Genomic DNA, 24,766 nt, shown 5'->3' on the forward strand with positions numbered 1-24,766 from the left:
TTTATTTTTTGGTAATTAAGCGCACACGAACGATGTTGTCGCTGGCTTCAAAGGTTGCTACTAAATCATCAATTTTCGCTTTGTCTGTTTCGTCCAAATCAAGCAAAGTATATGCGTACTCGCCTTTTGAACGGTTAATGATATTGTCAATGTTAATGCCTAGGTTAGACACGGCGGTTGAAATTCTCGCCACGATATTTGGCACATTTTTGTTAATCAAGGTAATGCGATAAGGCGCCGTCAAAGCCTGATGCACATTTGGGAAATTCACAGAATTGGTGATTTCACCTGTTTCCATAAATTGACGAATTGTTTTACCAGCCATAATCGCACAATTCAACTCAGCTTCTGCCGTTGAACCACCAACGTGTGGGAAAACCGTGATTTTATCTTTATTTAAAAGCTCTTCTGTCCCAAAATCAGTGATATAGCGTTTAACAACGCCAGTTTCAATCGCATCAAAAAGTGCAGCATTATCCACCAATTCACCACGGGCAAAGTTGATAATCACAGTTCCCTTTGGCATCAAGGCAAAGGCTTCGCTATTAAAAGTGTGACGGGTTTCATCAGTCAAAGGCACATGAACAGTGATGTAATCCGCATTGGCAAAAATCTCTTTCACATCGTCCACGCGTTTGACATGGTGTGAAATATTCCAAGCCGTTTCAATAGACACATAAGGGTCATAGCCCATGACATTCATACCTAGACGTTGAGCGTAGTTGGCAATGCGACCACCAATGGCACCAAGTCCAATGACACCAAGGGTTTTACCTGAAATTTCACTACCTGCAAATTGTTTTTTGCCTGCTTCAACTTGTTTGGGAACGTCATCACCTGACAAGGTATTGACCCATTTATTTGCAGCAATGTAATCACGCGCAGACATCAAAAGAGATGCTAAAACAGCTTCTTTGACGGCATTGGCATTGGCACCTGGGGTGTTAAAAACCACAATCCCTGCTGCCGTTGCCTCGTCAATCGGAATATTATTCGTACCAGCACCCGCACGCGCAATAGCTTTGAGATTATCTGGAAATGTTGTCCCGTGCAGATTTTGGCTCCGCAAAATATAAGCATCAGGATTATCTGCCAAATCACCATCTACCTGAAAATGATTGCCTAATTCCTTTAGACCCACTTGATTGATATTATTAAACGTTTTAACACTATAGACCATAGACTTCACTCCAAGGCTGCAGGCAGCCTCCCTTTTCTCTTATTTGTTACAAACTATGGTGGTCCGCCTCATCAACTTCTTGATAAAAGGCATTCTCAGCCTTAGTTTTGATTTTTTGATAAGCTAGACGTTCCCCATCAACAGGGACTTTTCCACAATAAACGTAACCGAGTTTGGTCAAAATATGCTGCATAGCAAGGTTTTTCTCGTGGGTATCGCAACGAAAATCATGCCCTTTTGTCCCTTCAATCAAGCCTTGAAGAAAGGTTTGAGCGACTTTTTGCCCTGTCACGCGCGATAAGACCGCCACACGGTGAAAGGTGACGTATTGGTGATTGTTGTGCTGCCAATGACCATCGTAAATCTTTTCATAAGCAGGTTCAACCCCAATCACCACCGCAGCATGGGCAACAATTTCCCCATCCAATAAGCCTACATAAGCTTGACCAGCTAAAATATCATCATAAATGGTATTTTCATCAGGGTAAGTCCCTTGCCACTGGTTGCTACCACTTGCAGCTAATTGCTTTCTAGCATCCTCAATTACTCGCATGATTGGTGTCACTTCATTGGGAAAAGCTTGTCTAATCTCCATTTTATTACCTCTTTTTTATTGATATACACCTATTGTATAACATTTCTGCTGTAAAAAGGGCATTAGTTAGATTTATTTTCAGCTTCAAATTGCTTCATAAAGGCAATCAAATCCACCACACCTTGACGTGGGAATGCGTTGTAAAGACTTGCACGCATGCCTCCAACTGAGCGGTGCCCTTTGATGTTTTTAAAGCCAAGCGCTGTCGCTTCTGCCACAAACTGCGCATCCAATTCTTTACTTGGTGTCACAAAAGGAACATTGGCAACAGAACGTTGGGCTGGATTTTTAACAGGATTGGTGTAAAAATCAGACTGGTCAATGAAATCGTACAAAAGTCCTGATTTTTCACGATTGGCTTCTTCCATTTTATCCACACCACCAAAGGCCTTGACCCACTCAAAAACCAATTTTGAAATGTAAATGCTATAAGCTGGTGGGGTATTGTAGAGCGAACCTGCCTCTGCTTGGATGCGATAATCCAGCATTGATGACAAAGTTGGCTCGTCGTTTAGGAAATCTTCGCGGATAATCACCACAGTCACACCTGCAGGACCAATGTTCTTTTGAGCGCCTGCATAAATAACCGCAAAATCTTCCACATTGTAGCGCGCAGCTAAAATATTAGACGACATATCAGCGACAATCGGCACACCATTGGTATCAGGAAGGTCATAAATGGCTGTTCCCTCAATGGTATTGTTGGTTGTGATATGCACATAAGCGGCTTCTGGATCAATGGTTTTAGGGTCAAATGTTGGAATATGGTCATACACCGTATCCTCAGACGATGCCAACAAAACAGGCTCAAAAGGAATGGTTTTGGACAATTTTACAGCTTCTGCATAAGCTTTTTTCCCCCATGATCCTCCAACAAGATAGTACGCTTTACGCCCCTTTGCTAGATTCAAAGGCAGCATTGTAAATTGCGTTGATGCACCACCTTGAAGAAACAGTACCTTATAATTATCAGGAATCGCCATCAATTCACGCAACAAGCGTTCTGCTTCTTTAATAATGTGGTCAAACTCTTTGGAACGGTGGGACATTTCTAAAACACTCATGCCGCTACCTTGGTAGTCAAGCATTTCACGCTGTGCTTGTTCAAGCACGGGTTTTGGCAACACTGCAGGACCTGCAGAGAAATTGTAAATTGTCATAAAAATACCTCCGTTATAATTGTTATAAATTATAGCATAATATTCTGAATTTTGTAAAGATTTTTAAGATTTTTACTCAAATGATTTATAAATAATCATGTTATAATGATAACGAAGGACTAGAAAAGGAGTTTTCATGATTATTAAAGAATTTTGTGCAGAAAATACCACACGCCTTAACCAGCTCGATGATACGATTAAACGCGTTGAATTGTGCGATAACTTAGCCGTTGGCGGTACGACTCCCTCTTATGGGGTTATCAAGGAAGCAGCGCGCTATCTCCATGAAAAAAGCATTGCCCTAGCCACTATGATTCGTCCGCGTGGAGGGAATTTTGTCTATAATGATAGTGAATTGCGCATCATGGAAGATGATATTTTACGCGCGGTGGAATTAGAAAGTGATAGCTTGGTTTTGGGATTGTTAACCGAGGACAACCTCATTGACCAAGACGCTATTGAACAACTCTTGCCAGCAACACAGGGCTTGCCGCTAGTTTTCCACATGGCTTTTGACCATATCCCACTTGATCAACAAACAGAAGCCATTGACCAATTGGTGGACTTAGGCTTCACGCGTATTTTGACACATGGGTCTGCTCAAAATAACCCAATTACTGAAAACATCACCCACTTGAAAGACTTGGTTGAATATGCTGACGGTCGCATTGAAATCATGATTGGCGGTGGCGTGACAGCAGAAAACTACCAAGATTTGATTAAACAAACGGGTGCCCAAGCCGCCCACGGTACTAAAATCATGGCCTAAAAGCCAAAAATGAGGACTTAGCCGTCCTCGTTTTTTTGATTAGAGAGCATCTCTGCCCTTTTCGCCTGTCCGAATGCGAATCACCTCATCAACTGGAATGATAAAAATCTTCCCATCGCCGACATCGCCTGTCCGAACAGTCTGGCAGATACTACTCACCACATCATCCACCAAAGCATCGCAAACCACGATTTCCACCTTAACTTTTGCCAATAAGGTTGGCACAATTTTTTGACCACGAACATATTCCGCAAATCCACGTTGCTTGCCGTGGCCCAAAACCTGACTGACAGTCATGCCATTGGTCAGATTCTTCTTAGACAGGGCATCCTTTAAATCTTCCAAGCGGTCTGCTCGAATAATGGCTTCTACTTTTTTCATAACGTCACTTCCTCGCTTTTATTAAGAATCCAATCCCATGAAGGTTGGGTAGGCTGTTTCTTTATGCTCAGCATCATCAAGACCAATTGCTTCCAAACGTTCTTCCACACGGATGTCCATAAAGAGCGAAATGACTTTGATAATCACAAAACTTGCTACCGCTGACCAAACAATTGTAAAGATAATAGCAGCTACTGTGACCAAAAGCAAGTGAGCATTGCCATAAATCAAACCAACATTATGCGAATCAAGAGCCAATTCTGGCGTTGTGAAAATAGCTGTTGCTAGACCACCAAAGATACCACCGATACCGTGACAACCAAAGGCATCCAAGGCATCATCATAAGCTAATTTTGGTTTCAAAACAGAAATAGCAAAGTAACAAATAGGACTCACACAAAGACCAATGATAAGAGAACTCCAAGTTGATACAAAACCTACCCCTGGTGTGATCGCAACAAGCCCTGCTACCAAACCTGTTGACGCGCCGACAAGTGAGAAACGACCCGCCATGATTTTTTCAACAATCATCCATGATAATAGGGCTGATGCTGCTGCGATATGTGTTGTGATAAAAGCATGAACCGCAAGTCCATCTGCTGCAAGAGCTGACCCAGCGTTAAAACCAAACCAACCAAACCAAAGGATACCAGCTCCTAAAAAGACAAATGGTACGTTGTGAGGACGGTATTCCAAACGATGATAGTCACGACGTTTACCAAGCATCAAGGCTAGAACCAAACCTGACACCCCTGACGTGATATGAACCACACCGCCACCAGCAAAGTCAATGGTTCCCCATTTAGCAAGAAGCCCTTCATCCCAAACCATATGAGCAAATGGGAAATAGACCAATAAGAGCCAAAAAACAATAAAGATAATCAAAGCACTAAAACCCATACGCCCTGCAGCTGCCCCTGTTAAAATGGCAACCGTAATAATCGGAAACATCATTTGAAATGCTGCAAATAAGGCATCTGGAATTTCTAGACCACGTGTGCTTGTTGTTTCACTGACACCATTTAGAAAGACATGGGACAGATTTCCGATGATATCCCCTTTTCCACCAAAAGAAAGAGAATACCCACAAACAATCCACATCACTGACGCCAGAGCAATCGGCAAGACACACATCATCATCGTGTTGATGACATTCTTACGCCTCCCTAAGCCACCATAGAAGAAAGCCAGACCCGGTGTCATAAGAAAAACCAAACTCGCGCAAATAATGATAAACGCTATACTTCCTGAATTCATATCCTATCTCCTTTACTCTCTTTACCACGACTTTTGGATAAAAAGCCACTTCCTAAAGATGTCAACCTCAATGACTTGAGTTATTATGTTAGATAATATAACACTAAGTTTTCCTGAAAGCAATACTTTTTACTAAAATTTTCTAAATTTTCTGCATTTATAACCTAGAATGTTACTTGTTTTTAAGACAAACGACTATCTTTTCTCAAACAAAACCGCTTTTTCTTCCACTTTTCCCCAAATACATCTGATGTAAGCTTTTACCCGAAATGTTTGTCGTTAGATTATGTCATATTTTATAACACAAAAAAGAGTCGTGCTAGCAACTCGACTCTTTTGGATATTTAATCAATATTGTGATAAGCGTTGTAAACCTCTTGGCGTTTTAAACCATAGGTTTTAGCAACTTTTTTGATGGCTTGGTTTGTTTTTTCTCCTGAGGCAATCAAGTCATTGACCAAGTCTGGAATGTCGCTCAGAGCCACACTTTCTTGGGGAATAGCTGTTTCATCTTGCCCCGATACAATCAAAAGACACTCCCCCTTCAAAGGCACTTGGGTGATATGCTCCATGATTTCTGAAATCGTTCCTCGTTGGTATTCTTCGTAAATTTTGGTTAATTCACGGACAAGAACGATGGGGCGGTCGCCATAAATGTCCTGCATATTGCTAAGCGTATCCAACACGCGATAAGGTGATTCATAGAAAATTTGCGTTTCAGGATAGGCTTTCTTGCTCTCAAAAAATTCTTTTTGCTGCCCAGCTTTTCTGGGAAGAAAACCGTAGAACACATGGGGTTGAGGCGCCAAACCACTGGCAATCAATGCGGTAATACCAGCCGATGCCCCTGGCAAAGAAATGACAGGAATGCCTTCTTCGATAGCTGCCTTGACCAAATCATGACCTGGGTCAGAAATGGACGGCATCCCTGCATCAGATACCTGTGCCAAACGTTTGCCGTCTTTTAACAGGGCAATCAACTCAGGAATTTTGTCATAGGCATTGTGCTCGTGAAAACTAATCTGTTTTACCGGTATATCAAAGTGTTTCAGCAAAATTCCTGTGTTTCGAGTGTCTTCTGCACAGACAAAATCCACCGTCTGCAAAACCTCAACCGCTCTAAAAGTCATGTCTTGAAAGTTGCCGATAGGCGTTGGGACAAGATACAATTCACCTGTCGTAGAAGCGTTATGATAACTTTTTTGGACCTGCATCACAACCTCACTCTCTATCTAGCACTTCCATACAAAACATGCACTCCTCATCATTTTCACGACGTTGTCCGTAGTAATCGTTGCAGATGTGGAAGCCATCGTGGTAGATGCTTTCAATATAGCGTTTTCCTTGTTTAGAGGTCTTAGCCGAAGCATTTTCTTCCAATTGGGCAAGGCGCGTTCTTAATTTATCATTTTCAAGACGCAATGCGGTGTTTTCTTCCAAAAGCGATTGGACTTGTTTTTTCATGGCATCAATTTCAGCCAATGTAATCATCAAATTTTGCGAAAAACCGTCAAAAGCATCAAATAATTTTTTCTTATCCATATCGTTTGACCTCATCTAAAGTATATGTTAATAGGGCGTGTTTTTCAGGAAATTTCACTTTAATGGTATCTGAAAAGACGTCAATGCTGGCCACACTTCCCACACCTTCTGCCGTTTCGATGTCACTTCCCACATCAGGGAATTTTTCCTTGGCTTCTCTGTAAAAATCATCCTCAAAACTCAAGCAACACATGAGGCGACCACAGCGACCAGTTGTCTTGCCTGTGCTCAGTGACATGCCTTGATTTTTAACCATTTTGATGGAAACAGGTGGAAATTCACCCAGAAAAGTTGAGCAACAAAGCGTACGACCACAAGGGCCCAAACCGCCGTAAACCTTGGTTTCCTCCCGATTGTTAATCTGTCTTAATTCAATCCTTGTCTTGAAATGACTAGCCAAATCACGCAGCAATTTTCGAAAATCAACCCGTTCTTCCGCCGAAAAAGTGATAAGCACGTAATCGCGCTCCAAAGGAAAGACGATATCAATGACCTTCATCTGCAATTGATTGAGAGCAACCAAGTGATTAACAACCTCAAAAGAGTCTTTGGCAAAGGCTTTATTGTCTTGATAATGCTTGATATCCTTGGCATCAGCTGCTCGCGAAATCACATCCATTTCAGCTGGTAATTTTGTGTCGTCAATGTCCTGATTTTCGCAGACCACTTCTGCTAAGCGATTGCCTTTTTTGTTTTTGACAACCACCTGCTCGCCAAGTTTGTAGCAGCGATTAGGCAAGACATAGGCAATGCCACCTGTTTCTTTATATTTGATACGCAATACTTCTGTCATGAAACCACCATATATTCTAATACGTTTTGAAAACTCACATTACTTTTCCACATTTGCTGAGCTTGATAAGCCTTTTCCAAATAAACCAAAGTTTGTTTGCGCTCGAGGTGTTTGGATAAATACAAAGTCAACAACTGAAAAGCCAACTCTTGCTCGCTTTTTTCAGGAGCCAACTTCACCAACTCATTGACTTCCAAATAAGCCGTATCCGTGTCTTTAAACAAGGTAGCGACAAAACGCTCGCTCGCTTGCAACAACTCCTCAACCTTTTTATCCTGTATCAATTTTTCAAGGTGTTGGGGCGTCTTAGCCAAGGCAACCAAAATCTCTGCCTGTGTCTTTAAAACACCAGCTTCTTCAGCCTGTTTGCGTAATAGCGCCTCGTTTTTTGGAAAACGAATGACTTGGGTACGGCTCTTGATGGTTGGCAAGACCTTGCTTTCATCACTCGTCAGCAAAATCATATAAGACGAACTTTGCGGCTCTTCAATGAATTTTAACAGGCTATTAGCGGCGTTTGGATGCATCTTGTCACAATCCTGAATGATAAAAACTTGCGATTGGCTCTCAAAACCTGAGCGTGAAAAGTCCCGCAACAAGTCACGAATCGTATCTGTTTTAATAACTTGACCTGTTGGCTTGATTTGTTTCACATCTGAAAATTCATTCTCAGCGATGAGAACACATTCACGGCACTTGCCACAAGGCAAGCCATCTTGAAAATGCTCACAAAAACGGCTTTTAGCTAAGTAAAGGGCAAAGTCCAAGCTCGCAAAATCTCCAGAAAAAAGATAGGCATGGCTCATCCTATCTGACCTTAAGATGTGATTGAATTCCTCAAAAAGATGAGGTTGCAAGCTTTCCAAATCCATTTTCATTTTCCTACTACCTACGCTAAGTGTTGTAAAATCACCTGATACACCTCTTCAACGACGCTGTCCAAGTCACGTGAGGCATCGATGGTCACAATACGGTCTTTTTCCTGTTCTGCCAAACGCAAATAGCCTTGACGCACGCGTTGGTGCATATCTAATTTTTCCAAATCCAGACGATTGACCTCACGTTCAGCATTTTGAGCAATGCGTTGCAAGCCAAGTTCTGATTCGATATCCAAATAAATGGTAATATCAGGTTTACGACCGTCTGTTGCAAAATCATTGAGTTGTGTAATGGTCGCCTCATCCAAACCACGCCCTGCGCCCTGATAAGCAATCGAGCTATCAATAAAGCGGTCAATCAGTACAATCTTCCCATTTTCCAAGGCTGGCAAGACTTTTTCCACATAGTGTTGACGACGTGCTGCCATATACAAAAGCAATTCCGTCTTATAGTCCATATTAACGTGATGGACGTCTAAAATCACCTCTCGAATCCGCTCTGCAATCGCCACACCACCTGGCTCTCGTGTCGCCAAGACACTAAGCCCTTGCGCTTGCAATAGTGGAATGATGCGTTCTAAAACGCTGGTTTTACCAGCTCCGTCAGGTCCCTCAAAAGAGATGATTACTCCGTTTTTCATGAAAATTCCTTCCAAACTTATTACTTCTATTCTATCAAAAATATAGCAAAAAGGCACTACCGAATATGGCAGCACCTAAATAGACTTGTGTAACAACCTAGCTAAATCCTTGTTAATCCAATGATTTGGCTTCTGTCAATTCAATAGAATCCACTTGAATACCCTTGGCCAGCAAGGCTTTTTCTAAATGCGATGGATCCACTTTTCCGTCAATTTGAATTTCAATAGCAACTTTACCAGACTTGCGTGTGGCAACCACCGTGCGTTTGATATTTAGATTATCCGCTGAAATGGTTTCTGTGATTTTAGCCAGAGTGCCCACAGTATCATCTGCTGAGATAATGACCCGCACCCCTTCTTCGCCATATCCTGAAATTTCAAGAAAGGCTTTGAAAACATCTTTATCGGTGATAATACCATGTACGCGATTGTTTTCCACAACAGGCAAAATACCAACGTGATTTTTCATCATGAGGTAAATCGCATCTTCCAGCCTATCGTAAGGGGAAACCGTCACCACTTCTCGAATCATCACGTCGCGAATCTTGGTTTTATTGAGCAGGTAATTCATTTCATAAATGGACAAGCTCGTTGCTTTAGAAGGGCTAGCTTCTGCCATGGTTCTTTCAGTGACAAGACCGACAAGTTTATCGTTTTCAATAACAGGCAAGCGGCGTAACTTTTGCTCGCGCATCATATCAGCCGCGTGCGCTACTGTCGTATCAGGCGACACATAGACAACTTTTTTCGTCATAAAATCTTTTACTGGCATATCATTTCTCCAAATCCTTTTTTCGCAACTATTATACCATATAACGCTTTCTTTTGATATCAGGGAAATGGTTCATGCTAGTTGCAGTCAAGTGATACTATTGGCAATTATCACTAGCTTCCTAGATAAGCTTTACGCACTTCTTCAGAAGCCAATAATTCTTCACCTGTTCCTGACAAGACAATCTTACCTGTTTCCAAAACGTAACCACGGTTAGCGATGGCTAAGGCTTTGTTGGCATTTTGCTCAATCAACAAGACTGTTGTTCCTTGTTTTTGGATATCTTGGATAATGTCAAAGATTTCTTGAATGAAAATTGGCGCCAATCCCATTGATGGTTCATCTAAAAGCAATAATTTGGGTTGACTCATCAAGGCTCTTCCCATAGCAAGCATTTGCTGTTCACCACCTGACAAGGTTGCAGCGTCTTGTGATTTACGTTCTTCCAAACGTGGGAAACGGTCAAAAATTTTCTTCAAATTCTTTTGATTTTCTTCACGGTCACGGCGTAAAAAGGCACCTAGTTCAAGGTTTTCTAAAACCGTCATTCCTGGAAAAACGTGTCGGCCTTCAGGAACTTGCGACAAACCAGAAGCCACAATTTTACGAGCTGGCTCTTTCTGAATCTCTTTTCCTAAAAAGCTGATTTCGCCAGCACTTGGACGCACCAAACCTGAAATCGTACGGAGAATAGAGGTTTTACCAGCTCCATTAGCACCGATAAGGGTCACGACTTCGCCTTCATTGACTTCAAAAGAAACATCTTTAACCGCTTGAATCACACCGTAATGCACAGACAAGTGGTCCACTTTTAACATCGCCATTACCCTTCACCTCCTAAGTAAGCTTCAATAACACGTTGGTTGGTCTTGATTTCGTCTGGTGTTCCTTGGGCAATCAGACGACCATATTCAAGCACATAGATGCGCTCTGTTACTTCCATGACAAGGCTCATATCGTGTTCGATTAGCATAATCGTGATATTAAATTCGTCTTTGATTTTGCGGATGAGTTCTGTCAATTCTGCTGTTTCTTGCGGGTTCATCCCTGCTGCTGGCTCGTCCAAAAAGAGAATTTTGGGTTTGGTTGCCAAGGCACGCACAATTTCCAAACGGCGTTGTTGCCCATAAGGAAGATTTTTAGCAAGAGTATCAGCTTCTGTTTCCAAATTGAAAATAGCCAATAAATCCAAGGCCTTTTGACGCAATTCTTCCTCGCTTTGGTAGTATTTTGGCAAGCGCAAGAAACTAGCTAAAAGATGCGGAGAGGTTTGATTAGCCATCCCAATCAAAACATTGTCCAAAACCGTCATTTCCTTAAACAAACGAATGTTTTGGAAGGTACGCGACAAGCCCAAAGACGCAATTTTATAAGGTTTCATGCCATTTAAAATGGTACCATCAAGTGACACAGTTCCCTCACTTGGCTCATAAACACCTGTTAACAAGTTGAAAAGTGTGGTTTTTCCAGCACCGTTTGGACCAATCAAGCCAACCAATTCACCTTCATTGAGATGCATGGTAACATCACCTACGGCTGTCAATCCGCCAAAATTTTTGGTGAGCTTTTTAACATCAAGAAGTGCCATTACTGCTTACCTCCCTTAGTTTTGTTAAAGAATCGAGATAACGTGAATTCCTTCGTTCCCAAAAGTCCTCCTGGTCGGAAAATCATAACCAAAATGAGGGCAAGAGAATAGATAATCATACGAAGATTTGAGATATTTTGCAAGAACATATTCAAAATACCTAGGGCAACCGCCGCTAAAATCGTTCCTGTAATAGAACCAAGTCCACCAAGAACGGCGATAATCAAGTAGTCGATAGATTTCATAATGGTGAAATCTTTAGGAACAACTGTACCGATGTAACCCACATAAAGCGAACCTGCGATAGATGAAATAATAGCCCCCATCACAAAAATCAGCACTTTCATCTTGGTCACGTTGACACCCATAGCTTCGGCTGCAATTTCATCTTCACGAACGGCAATCACCTGACGTCCCATTGATGAACGTAGGAAATTCAAGACTAAAATGGTAATCACCACAACAAAGGCAAAGATAACAGGCCATGTAGTATAAGGTAAAATACCAGTCAAACCAGCAGCTCCGTTAGTCAAATCGCCACCATTGACAATCAAGATACGGATAATCTCAGCCATACCCAAGGTTGCGATGGCCAGATAGTCCCCCTTCAACCGCAAGGTCGGAATCCCAAAAATAAGGGCAACCACAACGGCAATGAGAACCCCAACGAGCATTGATAGGTAAAAGCCACCGTAAGTTGGATTTTGCTGAGTCATGATGGCTGTTGCGTAAGCACCGATAGCCATGAAACCAGCCTGCCCCAAGGTGAATTGCCCTGAGAAGCCAAGAACCAAGTTGGTTCCAAGCCCCATCAAGATACTAATACCAATCCCCATCAAAATTTGCACGTAGTACAAGTTTAAAATATTTGTGCGGGTTAAAACCTCTAAAATGGCATAAAGAACAACAATCAAGGCCAGCCATGAAAGATTTACTTTTAGATTTTTTTTCATTTTCTACACCTTTTCTTTTACGTTTTTACCGAGAATACCAGCTGGTCTTACTAATAAAATGATAATCAAAACACCGTACACAACGATATCACGATAGCTTGAAAGATTTAGAGAAATGGATAATGTTTCCAAAATTCCAATGACAAAACCACCTAAAGCAGCCCCTGGAATGATACCAATACCACCGAGAACGGCAGCGACAAAGGCTTTAATACCTGGAGTCATTCCCATCAACGGCTCAATTGAATTGTAGTACAATCCAATCAAGACACCTGCAGCACCAGCTAGTGCTGAACCAAGAGCAAAGGTAAAGCTGATGGTTGAATTGACGTTAATCCCCATCAATTCTGCTGCGTCGCTGTCAACAGATACTGCACGCATGGCTTTCCCCATTTTCGTTTTTCTAACGATAATTTGAAGAGCCACCATCAAAACAAGAGCCACAATAAGGATAAGCAACTGAATATTTGTTACAGTAATCGAACCAATGTGGTAATTGACAATTTTAATAGCTTGTGGGAATGAACGCGTGTTAGCACCGACCAAAAAGACCATGCCATACTCCAGCAAGAAGGATACCCCAATTGCTGTAATCAAAGCAGAAATACGTGTCGAATGGCGCAAAGGTCTATAGGCCAGAAATTCGATAAGCATCCCAAAAATAGCCGTTGTAATCATTGTCACAATCAAAGCCATCCAAAGATTCATGTGCAAAGCGCTAATCGCATAATACCCAATGAATGCCCCCAGCATATAAATATCGCCATGAGCAAAGTTAATCAATTTAATAATCCCATACACCATGGTGTATCCAAGGGCAAGTAAGGCATAGATACTGCCCAGAATAATACCATTAACCAGTTGTTGGGGAAGTTGTTCTAAAAACATATAATACCAAACTTTCTAGTGATGTGATATAAACGTTGCAAAAAACATTCGTTAGTTTTTCCCATTGATTTCGACTGCTTCAGCTGAGGCTTCTGCACCATTTTCCATCTTAACCATCAAAGCGGTTTTGATTGGATTGTGATCTTTATCAATCGTCATGGTACCAGTCACCCCGTCAAATTGAGAGAGTTTCGCCAAATTATCAGCAATGTCAATAGACGTTTTAGCACCTTTGGCAGCTTCTGCAATCATGTAAACCGAATCATAAGCCAAGGCTGCAAACATATTAGGCTCAGAACCGTATTTTTTCTTGTAAGCTTCAATAAATTGCGTTGCTTTATCTGAAAGAGCTGTTTTGGTAGAATAACCTGAAACGTAGTAAACGTCGTGTGTATTGGCCACACCAGCCAAGTCACCAAAACTATCGTCATTAAATCCGTCAGGACCCAAGATTGGCACTTCAATGCCCATATCACGCGCTTGTTTTGTAATGATACCTGTTTCTGTATAGTATCCTGGCATGACAATCGCATCATAATCCAAATCTTTGAATTTTGTCAAAGCTGATTGGAAATCCTTGTCGCCTGAGGCAAAAGTGGCCACCGTTACGATTTCACCTGGGTAAACTCTTTGAAATTCTTCGGCAATCCCTTTGGCATAGTCACTTGAATTGTCATAATAAAGAACGACTTTTTTAGCATTCAAGTTTTGGTAAGCGTATTGAGCAAGAACCTGACCTTGGAAACTGTCTTGGAAAGTTGTACGGAAAATGTATTTTTTCACGCCATCTTTGTCAATGGTCAAATCATCTTGCGTACCACTAGGCGTCAATAAAGGGACACCCGTTTTTTGAGCATTCAAGCTGGCTGCTGCTACGGCACCTGATGTCGCTGGGCCAATCATCGCATTTACTTGGCTTTGAACCGCTAAGTTTGTAGCAGCTGTTGATGCTTCCGCATTTTCCGATTTATTATCCTTGGTGATGACTTCAATCTTTTTGCCGTCAACCCCGCCAGCCTTGTTGATTTGCTCAACTGCTAGGTTAATCCCGTTTTTTTCGGCATTACCGTAGGCCGCAACCGAACCTGTCAATTCCAAATTGACACCGATTTTCAACGTATCGCCAATGGTTGTTCCTGTGGCGTTTGCGGTAACATCTGGCGACTTATTGCAACCAACTAAAACAAGGGCTGCTAAAAAAGGCAACAGAAATGTGGTAACCTTTTTATTCATAGCATCTTTCTCCTTCAATACCTGATAATCCAGATAAAATATACTGAATTATCAGAAAATTTTTATATTAAATAAATTTTAGTTATCAAAAAATTATATTATATCAAAAATTTTCCAGATTGCCTACAAAATTTTGGTTAATATTGTCCAATTGTGACAATGAAACTGATTTCACAAATTTCAAACGGGCAATTTCGTCTGCAATGGCTGGCGCATCGGCCTTATTGACATACAAAATTTGATAGTGCATTTTTCTAGAATGATAGAGGACATCGCCGTATTTTGCCAACTTTCGCGCATCACGATTATAATACAAATAAACGATAATCCCTTGTCGTTCCGTCTTTTCAAACATAGCTTATCCTCCTTTATGATGGCATTGGTGGTGAGATGAGTGGGCGGCTAGGGGCAGTCCCGTATCCACAAAAATAGCAGATGAAATCACTGACGAGATGTCTTGGGTCAATTCTGCTAAAATCTTTTGCACCGCAACTTCACTTTGCCGCAAAGCACTCATTTTCTCATGCATATCAATTGTTCTTTTTGTTTGAACCAATTGACGACGCAAGGTTTTGACTTCAGGGCGAAAAGCTGCATAAGTCTCAACAGCCTCATATTCTTGCCGCAGGGCTTGAAAAACTGCAATGTCTTCTTGCAAAGCCTTATCTGAGAGAAAGACTTGCCGCACCGCAAGGTAATCTTGCACGCTATCTAAGGCTAAAAAGGCTGCAACAACCTCATCAATCGCATCATCAATGGCTAGTAATTGGTCATCAATTGTCAACATAAATCGATTATACCATATTTGTCTGAAAATGTACCCTCACCTTGTTTTCAAAATAGCACAAAAAAAGCCTGCAAGAGCAGACTTTTATGATAAGGCTTATGCCTTAGTTTAATTCGTTGTTGACCATGATTTCATCGATGAAGCCATATTCAAGGGTTTCTTGGGCACTCATCCAGTTATCACGTTCAGCATCAAGGTGAACTTTTTCAAGCGGTTGTCCTGAATTATCCGCCAAAATTTGTTCTAAGTTTTGACGTGTTTTCAAAAGGTGTTCAGCAGCAATAGCCATATCTGTTTGTTGTGTACCGCCACCAGTACCACCCATTGGTTGGTGAATCATGTATTCAGCATTTGGCAACATGAAACGTTTGCCTTTAGCACCTGAAGAGGCGATGATGGTACCCATAGATGCTGCCATACCCATAACGATAGTTTGAACATCTGATTTGATGAAATTCATTGTATCCACAATCGCCAAACCAGCAGATACTGAACCACCAGGAGTATTGACATAGAGGTAAATGTCTTTAGTATTGTCTTGGGCGTCAAGGAATAAGAGTTGAGCAATGATTGAATTTGCCATATTATCTTCAACAGGTCCAGTCAACATGATAATACGGTCTTTCAACAAACGTGAATAAATATCGTATGAACGCTCACCGCGGCTTGTTTGTTCAATTACTACAGGAATCATAAATATTCTCCTTTTTTAAATAGTCAGAGCAAGCTGTTTATCAAGGATTGTGCTGTGCTCGATTGATATGAGTTTATTATAGTCAATTGGTCAACAAAGGTCAAATAAAAACGTCGCTTTTTAAAAACTTTCTAGCCGAAACTAGAAAGTTTTCTGAATATTATTTTGTTCCAAATAAGCGGTCACCAGCATCGCCAAGACCTGGAACGATGTAGCCGTGTTCGTTTAGTTTTTCATCCAAAGCGGCGGTGTAGATATCCACATCTGGATGAGCTTCTTGCAAGGCTTTGACCCCTTCAGGAGCAGATACGAGGCAGACAAACTTAATGTTAGCAGCACCACGTTTTTTCAAGGAATCCACTGCTAAAATGGCTGAACCACCAGTGGCCAACATTGGGTCAACGACGAAAATTTGACGTTGGTCAATATCTTCTGGCAATTTCACCAAGTATTCAACAGGTTGTAAGGTTTCTTCGTCACGATACATACCAATGTGACCAACCTTGGCTGCTGGTACTAGACTAAGAAAACCGTCAACCATCCCAATACCTGCGCGCAAGATTGGAACGATAGCTAATTTTTTACCAGCCAATTGTTTTTGAACTGTCTTTGTAATAGGTGTTTCGATTTCGACTTCTTCTAAAGGAAGGTCACGTGATACCTCATAACCCATTAACATGGCAATTTCATTGACCAATTCACGAAAATCTTTAGTTGACGTTGTTGAGCGACGCAAAATAGACAATTTGTGTTGAATCAATGGATGTGAGATAACTTGAAATTTTCCCATAATTCTACTCCCTTTTTCATTTTTTGGTATAACCCTATCAATTATATCAGAAATACGAAAAATATGCTCATGATTGACTGACAAATGTCATCATTTTTGTGCCTTTGCTCAGCTAATATTTTGTTGATGAGAAAGGTTAGGTTCGGTTAATAATTTGGTTTGGTATTGTTTAAAGGTCATGCCTGTCCAGCGTTTAAAGGCTCTTAGTAAGCTTGAACTTTCAGCATAACCAAGCAAGTATAAGATATCCTCAGTAGATAGACGCAATTGCAGATAGGAGCAGACCATGGCTTTTTGCACTTCTTGCAGTTCTTTATTAAAGCTAGTCCCTTCAGCGACGAGTTTACGTTGTAAGGTTCTTGAGCTAGTGTCTAAACGTTTAGCAAGGGTATTCAAATCTCCCTTACCGCTAGGAATACTGCGTTTGAGTTCTCGGCGAAGTTTTGCTGTCATGCTATCTTCTGCTACTGGTGAAAAGGTATAGTTTTGGTCAAATAAGAATTCTAAGTAAGACCACATCATGTTGTGAGAAGGAGAGAAATACCTTTCCAAATCGGCTTTAGCCAGCAGCATTTGATTATCTGCACCTATTTGTATCGGACAAGCAAATGTGTCATGTAAGATATCCTCGTAAGGATAAGGAGTAGTGACTGAAATGGGATGAATATCAACGCCCGTTCCAGTCCTCAAAACATCTAATAAAAGCAATTGCTGATTAATAATGAGAAAACGTGGTAGAGGCTTGTCAGGTAGCATATAAGAAAACTGAATAGAAACAGTGTCCCCTAAATCCTCCACATGAACAAGGACAGATCCATTGCTTTTTCGATAGGTTTCAATGCGTTTCAAGGCCTCTAAACCATTACGGCAAGACAAGGCTGAAAAATAGGGAGGAACCAGCATTTTGACGTTAACTAGCTGACTAATCGAATAAATGACCTCATCTGAAATCTCTTCTTCCAATATTTTAACCAATTTCAAGTATTGAGCGGCATCGTATTCGATTTCGTCTTGCCAAAGTTTATTGGGCAGCTCGGCTTTTTCCAAAATATCTCGCATTTGAATATTTATGGAAGACAGGAAACTTTGAAACTGTGGTGTAATGATTAACTTCATCTTTGGCGTGCTTATCCTTTTTAAGAGCGGACGATGCTAATCGTCAGTTGAATTTTTGTATTCGGTGATGGTCATTCCAGTCCATTTTTTGAAGGCGCGTGAGAAAGAAGAAACTTCAGCATAACCAATCAAATACGCGACCTCATCAGTAGTCATTTCTGGTTTTTTCAAGTAACTTAATGCTAATAATTTTTGAACGTTTTGCAATTCTTGGTTGAATTTGGTACCTTCAGCACTCAAGTTGCGTTGTAAGGTGCGGCTGCTAATACCCAAGGCTACTGCGATATCCTCAACTGAGAATTCCCCACTTGGAATAGCTTTGTAGAGCATTTGTTGGACAACACCTGTAAAGCTTTCACCAGAAATAGCTTCGGCTAGGCGTTCTTTCAATTGCGGCTCCAAATAATCCAGCATGATGTTGTTAGCTGTGATAAATGGGCGTTCTAAGTCAGCCTTGTTGAAGATAATTTCATTACCTTCGGTGTATTCCACGTGGCAACCAAATGATTCTAAGGCTTCTTGACCGTATTCGAAAGGAACCCCTATACGAACAGGTTTGATGGCTTCACCTGTTCCTGTCCGAATCATATCCAAAATCAAATGTTGCTCATTTAAGACCGCAAAGCGTGGCAATTCCAATCCTGTGTAATCGTAACGGTAGCTCACTCGCACCAAATCATCAAAGGTTTCAATATCCACAATGATTGGTCCTGTGATGCGTTTAAATTTTGCAAAATGCTTGATAGCCATCAAGCCGTTTTTTGACGACAAAGCGGCAAAAAACGGTGGCATCATCATTTGGATGTTTTTCAGACGGCTCATTTCTAAAATTTGCTCATCCGTCAAGAGTTCGTCCAAAGCGGTTAATAAATGGAAGTAATCAAGTGTTGATAACGCGAATTCTTCTTTTTGATAATCTTCTTGATAGCGCAGTGACTCAGGTAATTGGTCTAAGTCAACATCAATGCTTTTTAAAAATTGAAAATATTGGCCACTCACACTTAATTTCATAATTTATTTCCCCTTAATTAGCTTGCGTGTTTCATAATATAGTCAAATAGACGAGTTGGTAAGATAGTGTGTAGGAAGACAAGTGGTTTAGCTCCCATACCAATCAAGTAACGTGGGCGAGGACGACGGCTGTTGACCGCTTTTGAAATCGCACGTGAAATGATTTTTGGATCAGACATCATGTTACCTGAATATTGGCTACGCATACCTTTTGCTGCTTTTGTAGCTTGTTCTTCGTAAGCTCAACCTTTTGCAGATGCTTCCAATTTGTCAGCTGCGATGAAGCCCCAATCCGTTTTGATACCACCTGGTTCGATGATTGAAACGTCAATACCAAAGTCAGAGGTTTCCATACGAAGAGCATCAGACAAAGCTTCTACGGCGTATTTTGTTGCATGGTACCAAGCACCAAAGTAAGTTGTCAAACGACCACCCATTGATGAAACGTTGATGATGCGTCCTGATTTTTGTTTACGCATATGTGGCAATACTAGTTGAATCAATTCCGCTAAACTAAATACGTTAACTTCAAATTGAGCGCGTGCTTCTTCCATGCTAACGTCTTCTAGGGCACCGTATGAACCGTAACCAGCGTTGTTAACCAAAACATCGATGCGACCTTCGTTTTTGATGATGGTATCGACTGCTTTTTTGATTGAATCGCCATCTGTCACGTCTAGGTAGATTGGTTTAACACCTTTAGCTTTCAAAGGTTCCATAGCATCCAAACGACGTGCTGCACCGTAAACGATATGACCTTGTCCAGCCAAATCTTCTGCTGTTTGATAACCAATACCACTACTTGCTCCTGTTAACAAAATAACCTTTTTCATTTTTTCTTACCTCTATTTCTTCTTTTTCAATTGATGTCTTTATTATAGTCCTTAATTTTGGCTTTTGCCATAACTTATAACGCCATTATTATGACAGTTAATGACAAACGCAATAACATTTTTCGTCATATTTTTAGTGAACGCTGTTCATCATGTCATCATGCAGGTAAACCGTTTGTTTGGTGCGGCGTTCTGCATTTTTCACCATTGCTTGCGCAACGTTTTGTGGGGTGATACCTTTCCAGCCAGACATTGGTCCGACTAGGACAGGTGAGATGACTTGGAAAATCTTAATCCAAATGGCATCGCCAAGTGGCAGGTTCTCGCGGTCAGGGGCGATGAGCATTGACAGATGGTAGAAACGCACATCACCAAGTGACATACTGCGTAGCGAATCTTCTAAGCGCCCTTTAACTTGCAAATATTTGTAATAAGATATTTGGCTATTGGCACCCATAGCAGATACTAAATTAAAGCTTCTGATTTTACCTTGACAAATTTTCGCGAATTGGAAATCATAGCCAAAATCAACTTTTTCAAATAACTTGCGGTCATCTGTTCCAATGGCGAAAAAGACATCTGCGTCTTGTAACACCACATCATCGACAATCGGATGGTTAAAATCAATCAAGATTCTCTTCATCTTGTCGTGGTCTGGTAAACGTCGAATAGACTCACGTCCTAGGACATAAACCTTATCATAGTAAGCACTTTTCAGTGTTTCATTTAAAATATGGCCACCTACTTCACCAGTAGCAACTAAAATAATTGCTGTTGCCATACTCTTTTCCTTTCTTACAAGTACCTGTCAACACATCCTTAAGATGTTGACTCTTAACTTTTGACACTATTATTATACGTCTAAAGTATTGGAAATAAAATGATAAAGGATGCCTTTCATTTGCCATTTTACGACAATCCTTGACAGCTTTCATCAAAATGAACTGCTAAAAAGAAAAAGAGTGTAGCCTCTTAGCCTCTTAAGGAGTCGTCTTATCTATAATTATAAATGGAAAACTTTCATATCAATGCTATTGCTATTGATGTATTTTTGGTTAGTAAATTCACGGATACCGTCAGCACCTAATTCACGGCCGTAACCTGAGTTTTTGATACCACCAAATGGAATAGCTGGTGATGGAAGAGTTGGTTGGTTAACGCTGACTGCACCTGATTCCATTTGTGCAGCAAGGCGGTAAGCACGTTCTGGTGATTCCGTGTAAACTGAGCTACCTAGACCGTATTGTGTACCATTAGCAAGGGCAACCACTTCTTCTTCAGTGTCGAATGAGAAGATCATCAAGACAGGACCAAAGATTTCTTCGTTGAAGATTGGGTTATCTGGAGTCACATTTGTCAAGATAGTCGGTTGAACAAAGGCTGTGTCTTCTGGAACAGGTTGACCATAAGTTGTTGCTGTTGCACCGTGTTCAACGGCAAGGGCAATTTGTGCACGAACTTTGTCAGCGGCTTTTTATTCACAACAGGAGCTAGAGTTGTTGCTTGGTCCATTGGGTCACCAGATACCAAGTTGCAAACAGCTTCTTTGATTTGTTCCATGAAAGTATCGTAAAGGCTAGAGTGAATGAACATACGTTTGTCGCCTACACAAGCTTGACCTGATAGGGTTAGGCGTCCAACCATAGCACCTTGCATCACTTTTTCCATATCTGCATCGTCTAGAACAACCATGGCATCAGAACCACCTAATTCAAGGACGATTTTCTTAAGGTTTTGACCAGCTGTTGCAGCCACACCACGTCCAACTTCTGTTGAACCTGTAATAGTCACACCTGTCACACGAGGGTCAGCAATGACACGGTCAGATTGTTCGTAGCTGACAAACAAGTTTGTGAAGACACCTTCTGGTGCACCAGCGTCACGCATCAATTTTTCCATTGCAAGGGCACATTGTGGTACGTTTGAAGCGTATTTCAAGACCATCACGTTACCTGCCATAAGGGTTGCTGACATTGGACGAACGATTTGGAAGTAAGGAGCGTTCCATGGTTCGATTTGGTAAATAATTCCTGTTGGTTGGTAGATACCTACTGCATCACCTGCGTTTTGGTCAGGGTTTTTGATGATTTCTGGTTTCAAGTATTCAGCACCGTGATCAGCGTAGTGGTTAAACATATCAGCAACCACGTTCATTTCCCAAGCTGATTCCATGAAGAGTTTTCCTGTTTCAAGTGTATTGTAGCTTGCCAACTCTTCGCGGCGTTCCATAACTAATTCAGCAGCGCGGTGAAGGATTGCTGCACGTTCTTCAAACGTTGTGTTTTTCCAAGATTGGAAAGCTTCGTGAGCTTTGACTAATTTTTCTTCTAATTGAGCATCTGTTAATGTATCAAATGTTGCAAGAACTTCGTTGTTATATGGGTTTTTACTTTGGTATGGCATAATCAAATACCTCTTTCGTTTTTTAGTTATTTTTTTATTTGGCCTCTCTCGACCTTATGGTATTAGTTTACACCGCCACCCCTAAAAACAGAACAGCAAAAAGCGACTCCTTTTTAGCAATTTATGACAATTCAAATCAAAAAAAATCAAAAGACTTGTTGCCAAGTCTTTTGATGGTTTCACTAGTTGATTTTTCCAAAGGTATCTGCTATGCGCATGGTGGCTTCTTTGATGGTTTCAAGGGGAGCGGCGACATTGAGGCGGGCAAAGGTCTTGCCTTCTTCCCCAAAATGCTCTCCGTCATTTAGGACCACACGCGCTTCTTTTTGCAATTTTTCGTTGAGCTGGGGTTGTTGAATGCCGTAAGCTGAAAAATCAAGCCAAATCAGATAGGTCCCTTCAGGTTTCATGACCTTGATATTAGTATTTTCCCTCAAGTAATCCACAACGTAAGTGATGTTTTCCTCAATGACTGATTTCAATTCTTCTAGCCAAGGTTTGCCATAAGTAAAGGCGGTTTCGGTTGTTATCATGCCCAAGGTTGGCACTTCGTGCTGATTATTGGCTAATTGGACACGTTTGAAAGCATCGCGTAATTGCGGATTTTGGATAATCGCAAAGCTGTTCTTTGTTCCCGCGATGTTAAAGGTCTTTGTCGCTGATGAAAGAATGATGGCAAAATCCTTGAAACGCTCGTCCACCGTGTTAAAAGAATGGTGGGTATTGCCAAAAAGGGCTAAATCTTGGTGAATTTCATCGGAAATCAAGATAACACCGTGTTTGGCACAAAGGTCACCGATTTTTTGGAGTTCCTCTTTGGACCACACGCGCCCACCTGGATTGTGAGGACTGCAAAAGATGTAGAGCTTGACCTCATTATCCTCAATGTCTTTTTCCAACTGCTCAAAATCAATCTCAAAATGCCCATTTCGAATGAGAAGGGAATTTTCCACCAATTTGCGGTCGTTTAAACGAACGGTTCTGGCAAAAGGGTAATAAACAGGCGAATTGATGAGAACAGCGTCGCCTTTTTGGGTAAAGGCCTGAATAGCAACGGAAATAGCAGGAACAACGCCGTCAATAAAGGCAATGTCTTCCTTACTGATAGCGTAGCCATGCTCCTTTTTCTCCCAATAAATCACCGATTGATACAGCGAGTCTTTGGCATAATTATATCCAAAAATATGCTCCTGACCATAGTTGATGATAGCTTCCTTGATAGTTGGAACAGGGAAAAAATCCATATCTGCCACCCAAAGTTGTAGCAAATCAGGGTCATTTTCCGACGCTTGCCATTTATAAGTAAATTGATTTAGGCGATTGGGTCTGGTTGTAAAATCGTATTGTCCCATATTAAGCCCCCAATGCTGCTTTCAAATCTTGCTTCAAATCGTCTACGTCCTCGATACCAATAGACAAACGCAATAAATCATTGGTCAAGCCGTAAGACAGGCGGACGTCCTCTGGAATATCAGCGTGAGTTTGCGTTCTTGGGTAGGTGATAAGGCTTTCCACACCGCCAAGACTTTCCGCAAACGTGATAACTTCCAAGCGGTTGATAATCGTTGGAATTTTGCTTTCATCAGCCACTTTAAAGGAAATCATGCCACCTTTTCCTGTATAAAGAACTTCCTTAACTGTTGGCAAGGTTTTCAAAAAAGTAACCAATTCACGTGCATTTTCAGTGGCTTTTTCCATGCGCAATTTGAGGGTTTTTAAGCCACGCATCAATAAGTATGAATCAAAAGGCGATAGGGTTGAGCCTGTGGTGTTTAAATTATAGAAGAGTTTGTCATAAATGGCTTGGTCATTGGTCACTACAATCCCTGCTAAAACGTCATTGTGCCCTGCCAAGTACTTGGTTGCCGAATGCACCACAATATCTGCTCCAAGAGGAATAGGATTTTGGTAAATAGGGCTATAAAAAGTGTTATCCACAATGAGTTTGGCTCCTTTGTCGTGAGCGGCTTTGGCAACCGTCGCAATATCAAATTCGACCATTAAGGGATTGGTTGGGGTTTCGATGTAAACAATGTCAGTATCATCAGAAATGGCTGCCAACAAGTCGCTTTCTGTATTGGCATACTCAACGGTAAAACGTCCTTCGCTTTCTTTGTCGTTGAACCAGCGGAAAGACCCACCGTACAAGTCACGCGCCGCAACCACTTTAGCGCCGACAGGAAAGATTTCAAAAGCCAGCACAATAGCACTCATACCAGAGGATGTGGCTAGGGCATAATCAGCTTGTTCAATCGCTGCTAAGGTTTTTTCCAAGGTCGCGCGCGTTGGATTTTTGGTGCGTGTGTAATCAAAACCTGTTGATTTGCCAAATTCAGGGTGTTGATAAGTTGTGGAAAAGTGAATGGGTGCCGCCAAGGCTCCTGTTGCTTCGTCTGATTTGATTCCCGTATGTGCCAAGATAGTGGCTAATTTGTATTCGTTAGTCATTCTAGTCCCCTTTCTTTTGATTGCTCCAAAGCAATCAATCTCTTTTTAAATGTT

General features: G+C 41.3%; 26 protein-coding genes and 2 pseudogenes. 1 reads left to right on the forward strand and 27 read right to left on the reverse strand.

Annotated features, from left to right (window positions below):
- Nucleotide 1: 1 nt before the first annotated feature.
- The 3 genes from B3473_RS00720 to serC form a co-directional block, all read right to left on the reverse strand.
- Nucleotides 2-1,180 carry a 3-phosphoglycerate dehydrogenase family protein gene (locus B3473_RS00720; RefSeq protein ID WP_168260458.1) on the reverse strand — a complete coding sequence of 393 codons (1,179 nt, stop codon included), beginning with the start codon at nt 1,178-1,180 and terminating at the stop codon, nt 2-4.
- 46 nt (nt 1,181-1,226) lie between these two features.
- Nucleotides 1,227-1,775 carry a GNAT family N-acetyltransferase gene (locus B3473_RS00725; RefSeq protein ID WP_154454582.1) on the reverse strand — a complete coding sequence of 183 codons (549 nt, stop codon included), beginning with the start codon at nt 1,773-1,775 and terminating at the stop codon, nt 1,227-1,229.
- Nucleotides 1,776-1,837: 62 nt separating this feature from the next.
- Nucleotides 1,838-2,935 carry a 3-phosphoserine/phosphohydroxythreonine transaminase gene (gene serC / locus B3473_RS00730; RefSeq protein WP_154454581.1) on the reverse strand — a complete coding sequence of 366 codons (1,098 nt, stop codon included), beginning with the start codon at nt 2,933-2,935 and terminating at the stop codon, nt 1,838-1,840.
- A 136-nt stretch (nt 2,936-3,071) separates the two neighbouring features.
- On the opposite strand from serC, the gene B3473_RS00735 reads away from it, so the two are divergent.
- Nucleotides 3,072-3,704: a copper homeostasis protein CutC gene (locus B3473_RS00735; protein ID WP_154454580.1), complete on the forward strand. Its 633-nt coding sequence runs from the start codon at nt 3,072-3,074 to the stop codon at nt 3,702-3,704.
- Between the two features lie 39 nt (nt 3,705-3,743).
- Here B3473_RS00735 and B3473_RS00740 read toward each other — a convergent pair whose 3' ends face one another.
- From B3473_RS00740 to B3473_RS00860, 24 genes and pseudogenes are all read right to left on the reverse strand, one after another.
- Entirely contained in the window at nt 3,744-4,085 is a 342-nt protein-coding gene (locus B3473_RS00740; protein ID WP_154454579.1) for a P-II family nitrogen regulator, read from the reverse strand.
- Between the two features lie 21 nt (nt 4,086-4,106).
- Complete coding sequence (locus tag B3473_RS00745) at nt 4,107-5,342, reverse strand: ammonium transporter (RefSeq protein ID WP_235280674.1); 1,236 nt, start codon at nt 5,340-5,342, stop codon at nt 4,107-4,109.
- Nucleotides 5,343-5,686: 344 nt separating this feature from the next.
- A complete protein-coding gene (gene rsmI / locus B3473_RS00750) occupies nt 5,687-6,556 on the reverse strand; it encodes a 16S rRNA (cytidine(1402)-2'-O)-methyltransferase (protein ID WP_154454577.1) in 870 nt (289 codons plus the stop codon).
- A 7-nt stretch (nt 6,557-6,563) separates the two neighbouring features.
- A complete protein-coding gene (gene yabA / locus B3473_RS00755) occupies nt 6,564-6,884 on the reverse strand; it encodes a DNA replication initiation control protein YabA (RefSeq protein ID WP_154454576.1) in 321 nt (106 codons plus the stop codon).
- Complete coding sequence (gene ricT / locus B3473_RS00760) at nt 6,877-7,677, reverse strand: regulatory iron-sulfur-containing complex subunit RicT (RefSeq protein ID WP_293650980.1); 801 nt, start codon at nt 7,675-7,677, stop codon at nt 6,877-6,879. Before ricT ends, yabA begins: the two co-directional genes overlap by 8 nt.
- On the reverse strand, nt 7,674-8,549 hold the full coding sequence (locus B3473_RS00765) for a DNA polymerase III subunit delta' (protein WP_204984317.1): 876 nt from the start codon (nt 8,547-8,549) through the stop codon (nt 7,674-7,676). The genes ricT and B3473_RS00765 overlap by 4 nt, the downstream gene beginning before the upstream one ends.
- A gap of 17 nt (nt 8,550-8,566) precedes the next feature.
- Nucleotides 8,567-9,196, reverse strand: a complete 630-nt coding sequence (tmk, locus tag B3473_RS00770; RefSeq protein WP_235280678.1) for a dTMP kinase — start codon at nt 9,194-9,196, stop codon at nt 8,567-8,569.
- Nucleotides 9,197-9,308: 112 nt separating this feature from the next.
- Nucleotides 9,309-9,968, reverse strand: coding sequence for a CBS domain-containing protein (locus B3473_RS00775; protein WP_154454572.1), 660 nt, complete (start codon nt 9,966-9,968; stop codon nt 9,309-9,311).
- A gap of 113 nt (nt 9,969-10,081) precedes the next feature.
- Nucleotides 10,082-10,792: an ABC transporter ATP-binding protein gene (locus B3473_RS00780; protein WP_204984255.1), complete on the reverse strand. Its 711-nt coding sequence runs from the start codon at nt 10,790-10,792 to the stop codon at nt 10,082-10,084.
- Nucleotides 10,792-11,556: an ABC transporter ATP-binding protein gene (locus B3473_RS00785; protein WP_154454570.1), complete on the reverse strand. Its 765-nt coding sequence runs from the start codon at nt 11,554-11,556 to the stop codon at nt 10,792-10,794. The genes B3473_RS00780 and B3473_RS00785 overlap by 1 nt, the downstream gene beginning before the upstream one ends.
- Nucleotides 11,556-12,509, reverse strand: a complete 954-nt coding sequence (locus B3473_RS00790) for a branched-chain amino acid ABC transporter permease (RefSeq protein ID WP_154454569.1) — start codon at nt 12,507-12,509, stop codon at nt 11,556-11,558. The genes B3473_RS00785 and B3473_RS00790 overlap by 1 nt, the downstream gene beginning before the upstream one ends.
- A 3-nt stretch (nt 12,510-12,512) precedes the next feature.
- Nucleotides 12,513-13,397, reverse strand: coding sequence for a branched-chain amino acid ABC transporter permease (locus B3473_RS00795; protein ID WP_168260452.1), 885 nt, complete (start codon nt 13,395-13,397; stop codon nt 12,513-12,515).
- A gap of 51 nt (nt 13,398-13,448) precedes the next feature.
- Nucleotides 13,449-14,630, reverse strand: a complete 1,182-nt coding sequence (locus B3473_RS00800; protein WP_204984254.1) for an ABC transporter substrate-binding protein — start codon at nt 14,628-14,630, stop codon at nt 13,449-13,451.
- Between the two features lie 103 nt (nt 14,631-14,733).
- Nucleotides 14,734-14,985, reverse strand: coding sequence for a DUF2129 domain-containing protein (locus tag B3473_RS00805; RefSeq protein ID WP_154454566.1), 252 nt, complete (start codon nt 14,983-14,985; stop codon nt 14,734-14,736).
- Between the two features lie 3 nt (nt 14,986-14,988).
- On the reverse strand, nt 14,989-15,417 hold the full coding sequence (locus B3473_RS00810) for a YlbF family regulator (RefSeq protein WP_154454565.1): 429 nt from the start codon (nt 15,415-15,417) through the stop codon (nt 14,989-14,991).
- A gap of 103 nt (nt 15,418-15,520) precedes the next feature.
- Nucleotides 15,521-16,111 carry an ATP-dependent Clp protease proteolytic subunit gene (locus tag B3473_RS00815; RefSeq protein ID WP_154454564.1) on the reverse strand — a complete coding sequence of 197 codons (591 nt, stop codon included), beginning with the start codon at nt 16,109-16,111 and terminating at the stop codon, nt 15,521-15,523.
- A gap of 160 nt (nt 16,112-16,271) precedes the next feature.
- On the reverse strand, nt 16,272-16,901 hold the full coding sequence (gene upp, locus B3473_RS00820; RefSeq protein ID WP_154454563.1) for a uracil phosphoribosyltransferase: 630 nt from the start codon (nt 16,899-16,901) through the stop codon (nt 16,272-16,274).
- Nucleotides 16,902-17,009: 108 nt separating this feature from the next.
- Entirely contained in the window at nt 17,010-18,017 is a 1,008-nt protein-coding gene (locus tag B3473_RS00825; protein ID WP_154454562.1) for a helix-turn-helix domain-containing protein, read from the reverse strand.
- Nucleotides 18,018-18,053: 36 nt separating this feature from the next.
- Nucleotides 18,054-19,028: a helix-turn-helix domain-containing protein gene (locus B3473_RS00830; RefSeq protein WP_235280828.1), complete on the reverse strand. Its 975-nt coding sequence runs from the start codon at nt 19,026-19,028 to the stop codon at nt 18,054-18,056.
- Nucleotides 19,029-19,045: 17 nt separating this feature from the next.
- Nucleotides 19,046-19,861, reverse strand: a pseudogene (locus B3473_RS00835) (oxidoreductase).
- Nucleotides 19,862-19,994: 133 nt separating this feature from the next.
- Nucleotides 19,995-20,642, reverse strand: coding sequence for an NAD-dependent dehydratase (locus B3473_RS00840; protein ID WP_154454560.1), 648 nt, complete (start codon nt 20,640-20,642; stop codon nt 19,995-19,997).
- Nucleotides 20,643-20,864: 222 nt separating this feature from the next.
- Nucleotides 20,865-22,264: pseudogene (locus tag B3473_RS00850) on the reverse strand (aldehyde dehydrogenase family protein).
- A 182-nt stretch (nt 22,265-22,446) separates the two neighbouring features.
- Nucleotides 22,447-23,616 carry a MalY/PatB family protein gene (locus B3473_RS00855; protein WP_154454557.1) on the reverse strand — a complete coding sequence of 390 codons (1,170 nt, stop codon included), beginning with the start codon at nt 23,614-23,616 and terminating at the stop codon, nt 22,447-22,449.
- A 1-nt stretch (nt 23,617) separates the two neighbouring features.
- On the reverse strand, nt 23,618-24,712 hold the full coding sequence (locus tag B3473_RS00860) for a cystathionine gamma-synthase (protein WP_154454556.1): 1,095 nt from the start codon (nt 24,710-24,712) through the stop codon (nt 23,618-23,620).
- Nucleotides 24,713-24,766: the final 54 nt, after the last annotated feature.

This window comes from Streptococcus sp. UBA632, assembly GCF_002300045.1.
Classification (GTDB): domain Bacteria; phylum Bacillota; class Bacilli; order Lactobacillales; family Streptococcaceae; genus Streptococcus; species Streptococcus alactolyticus.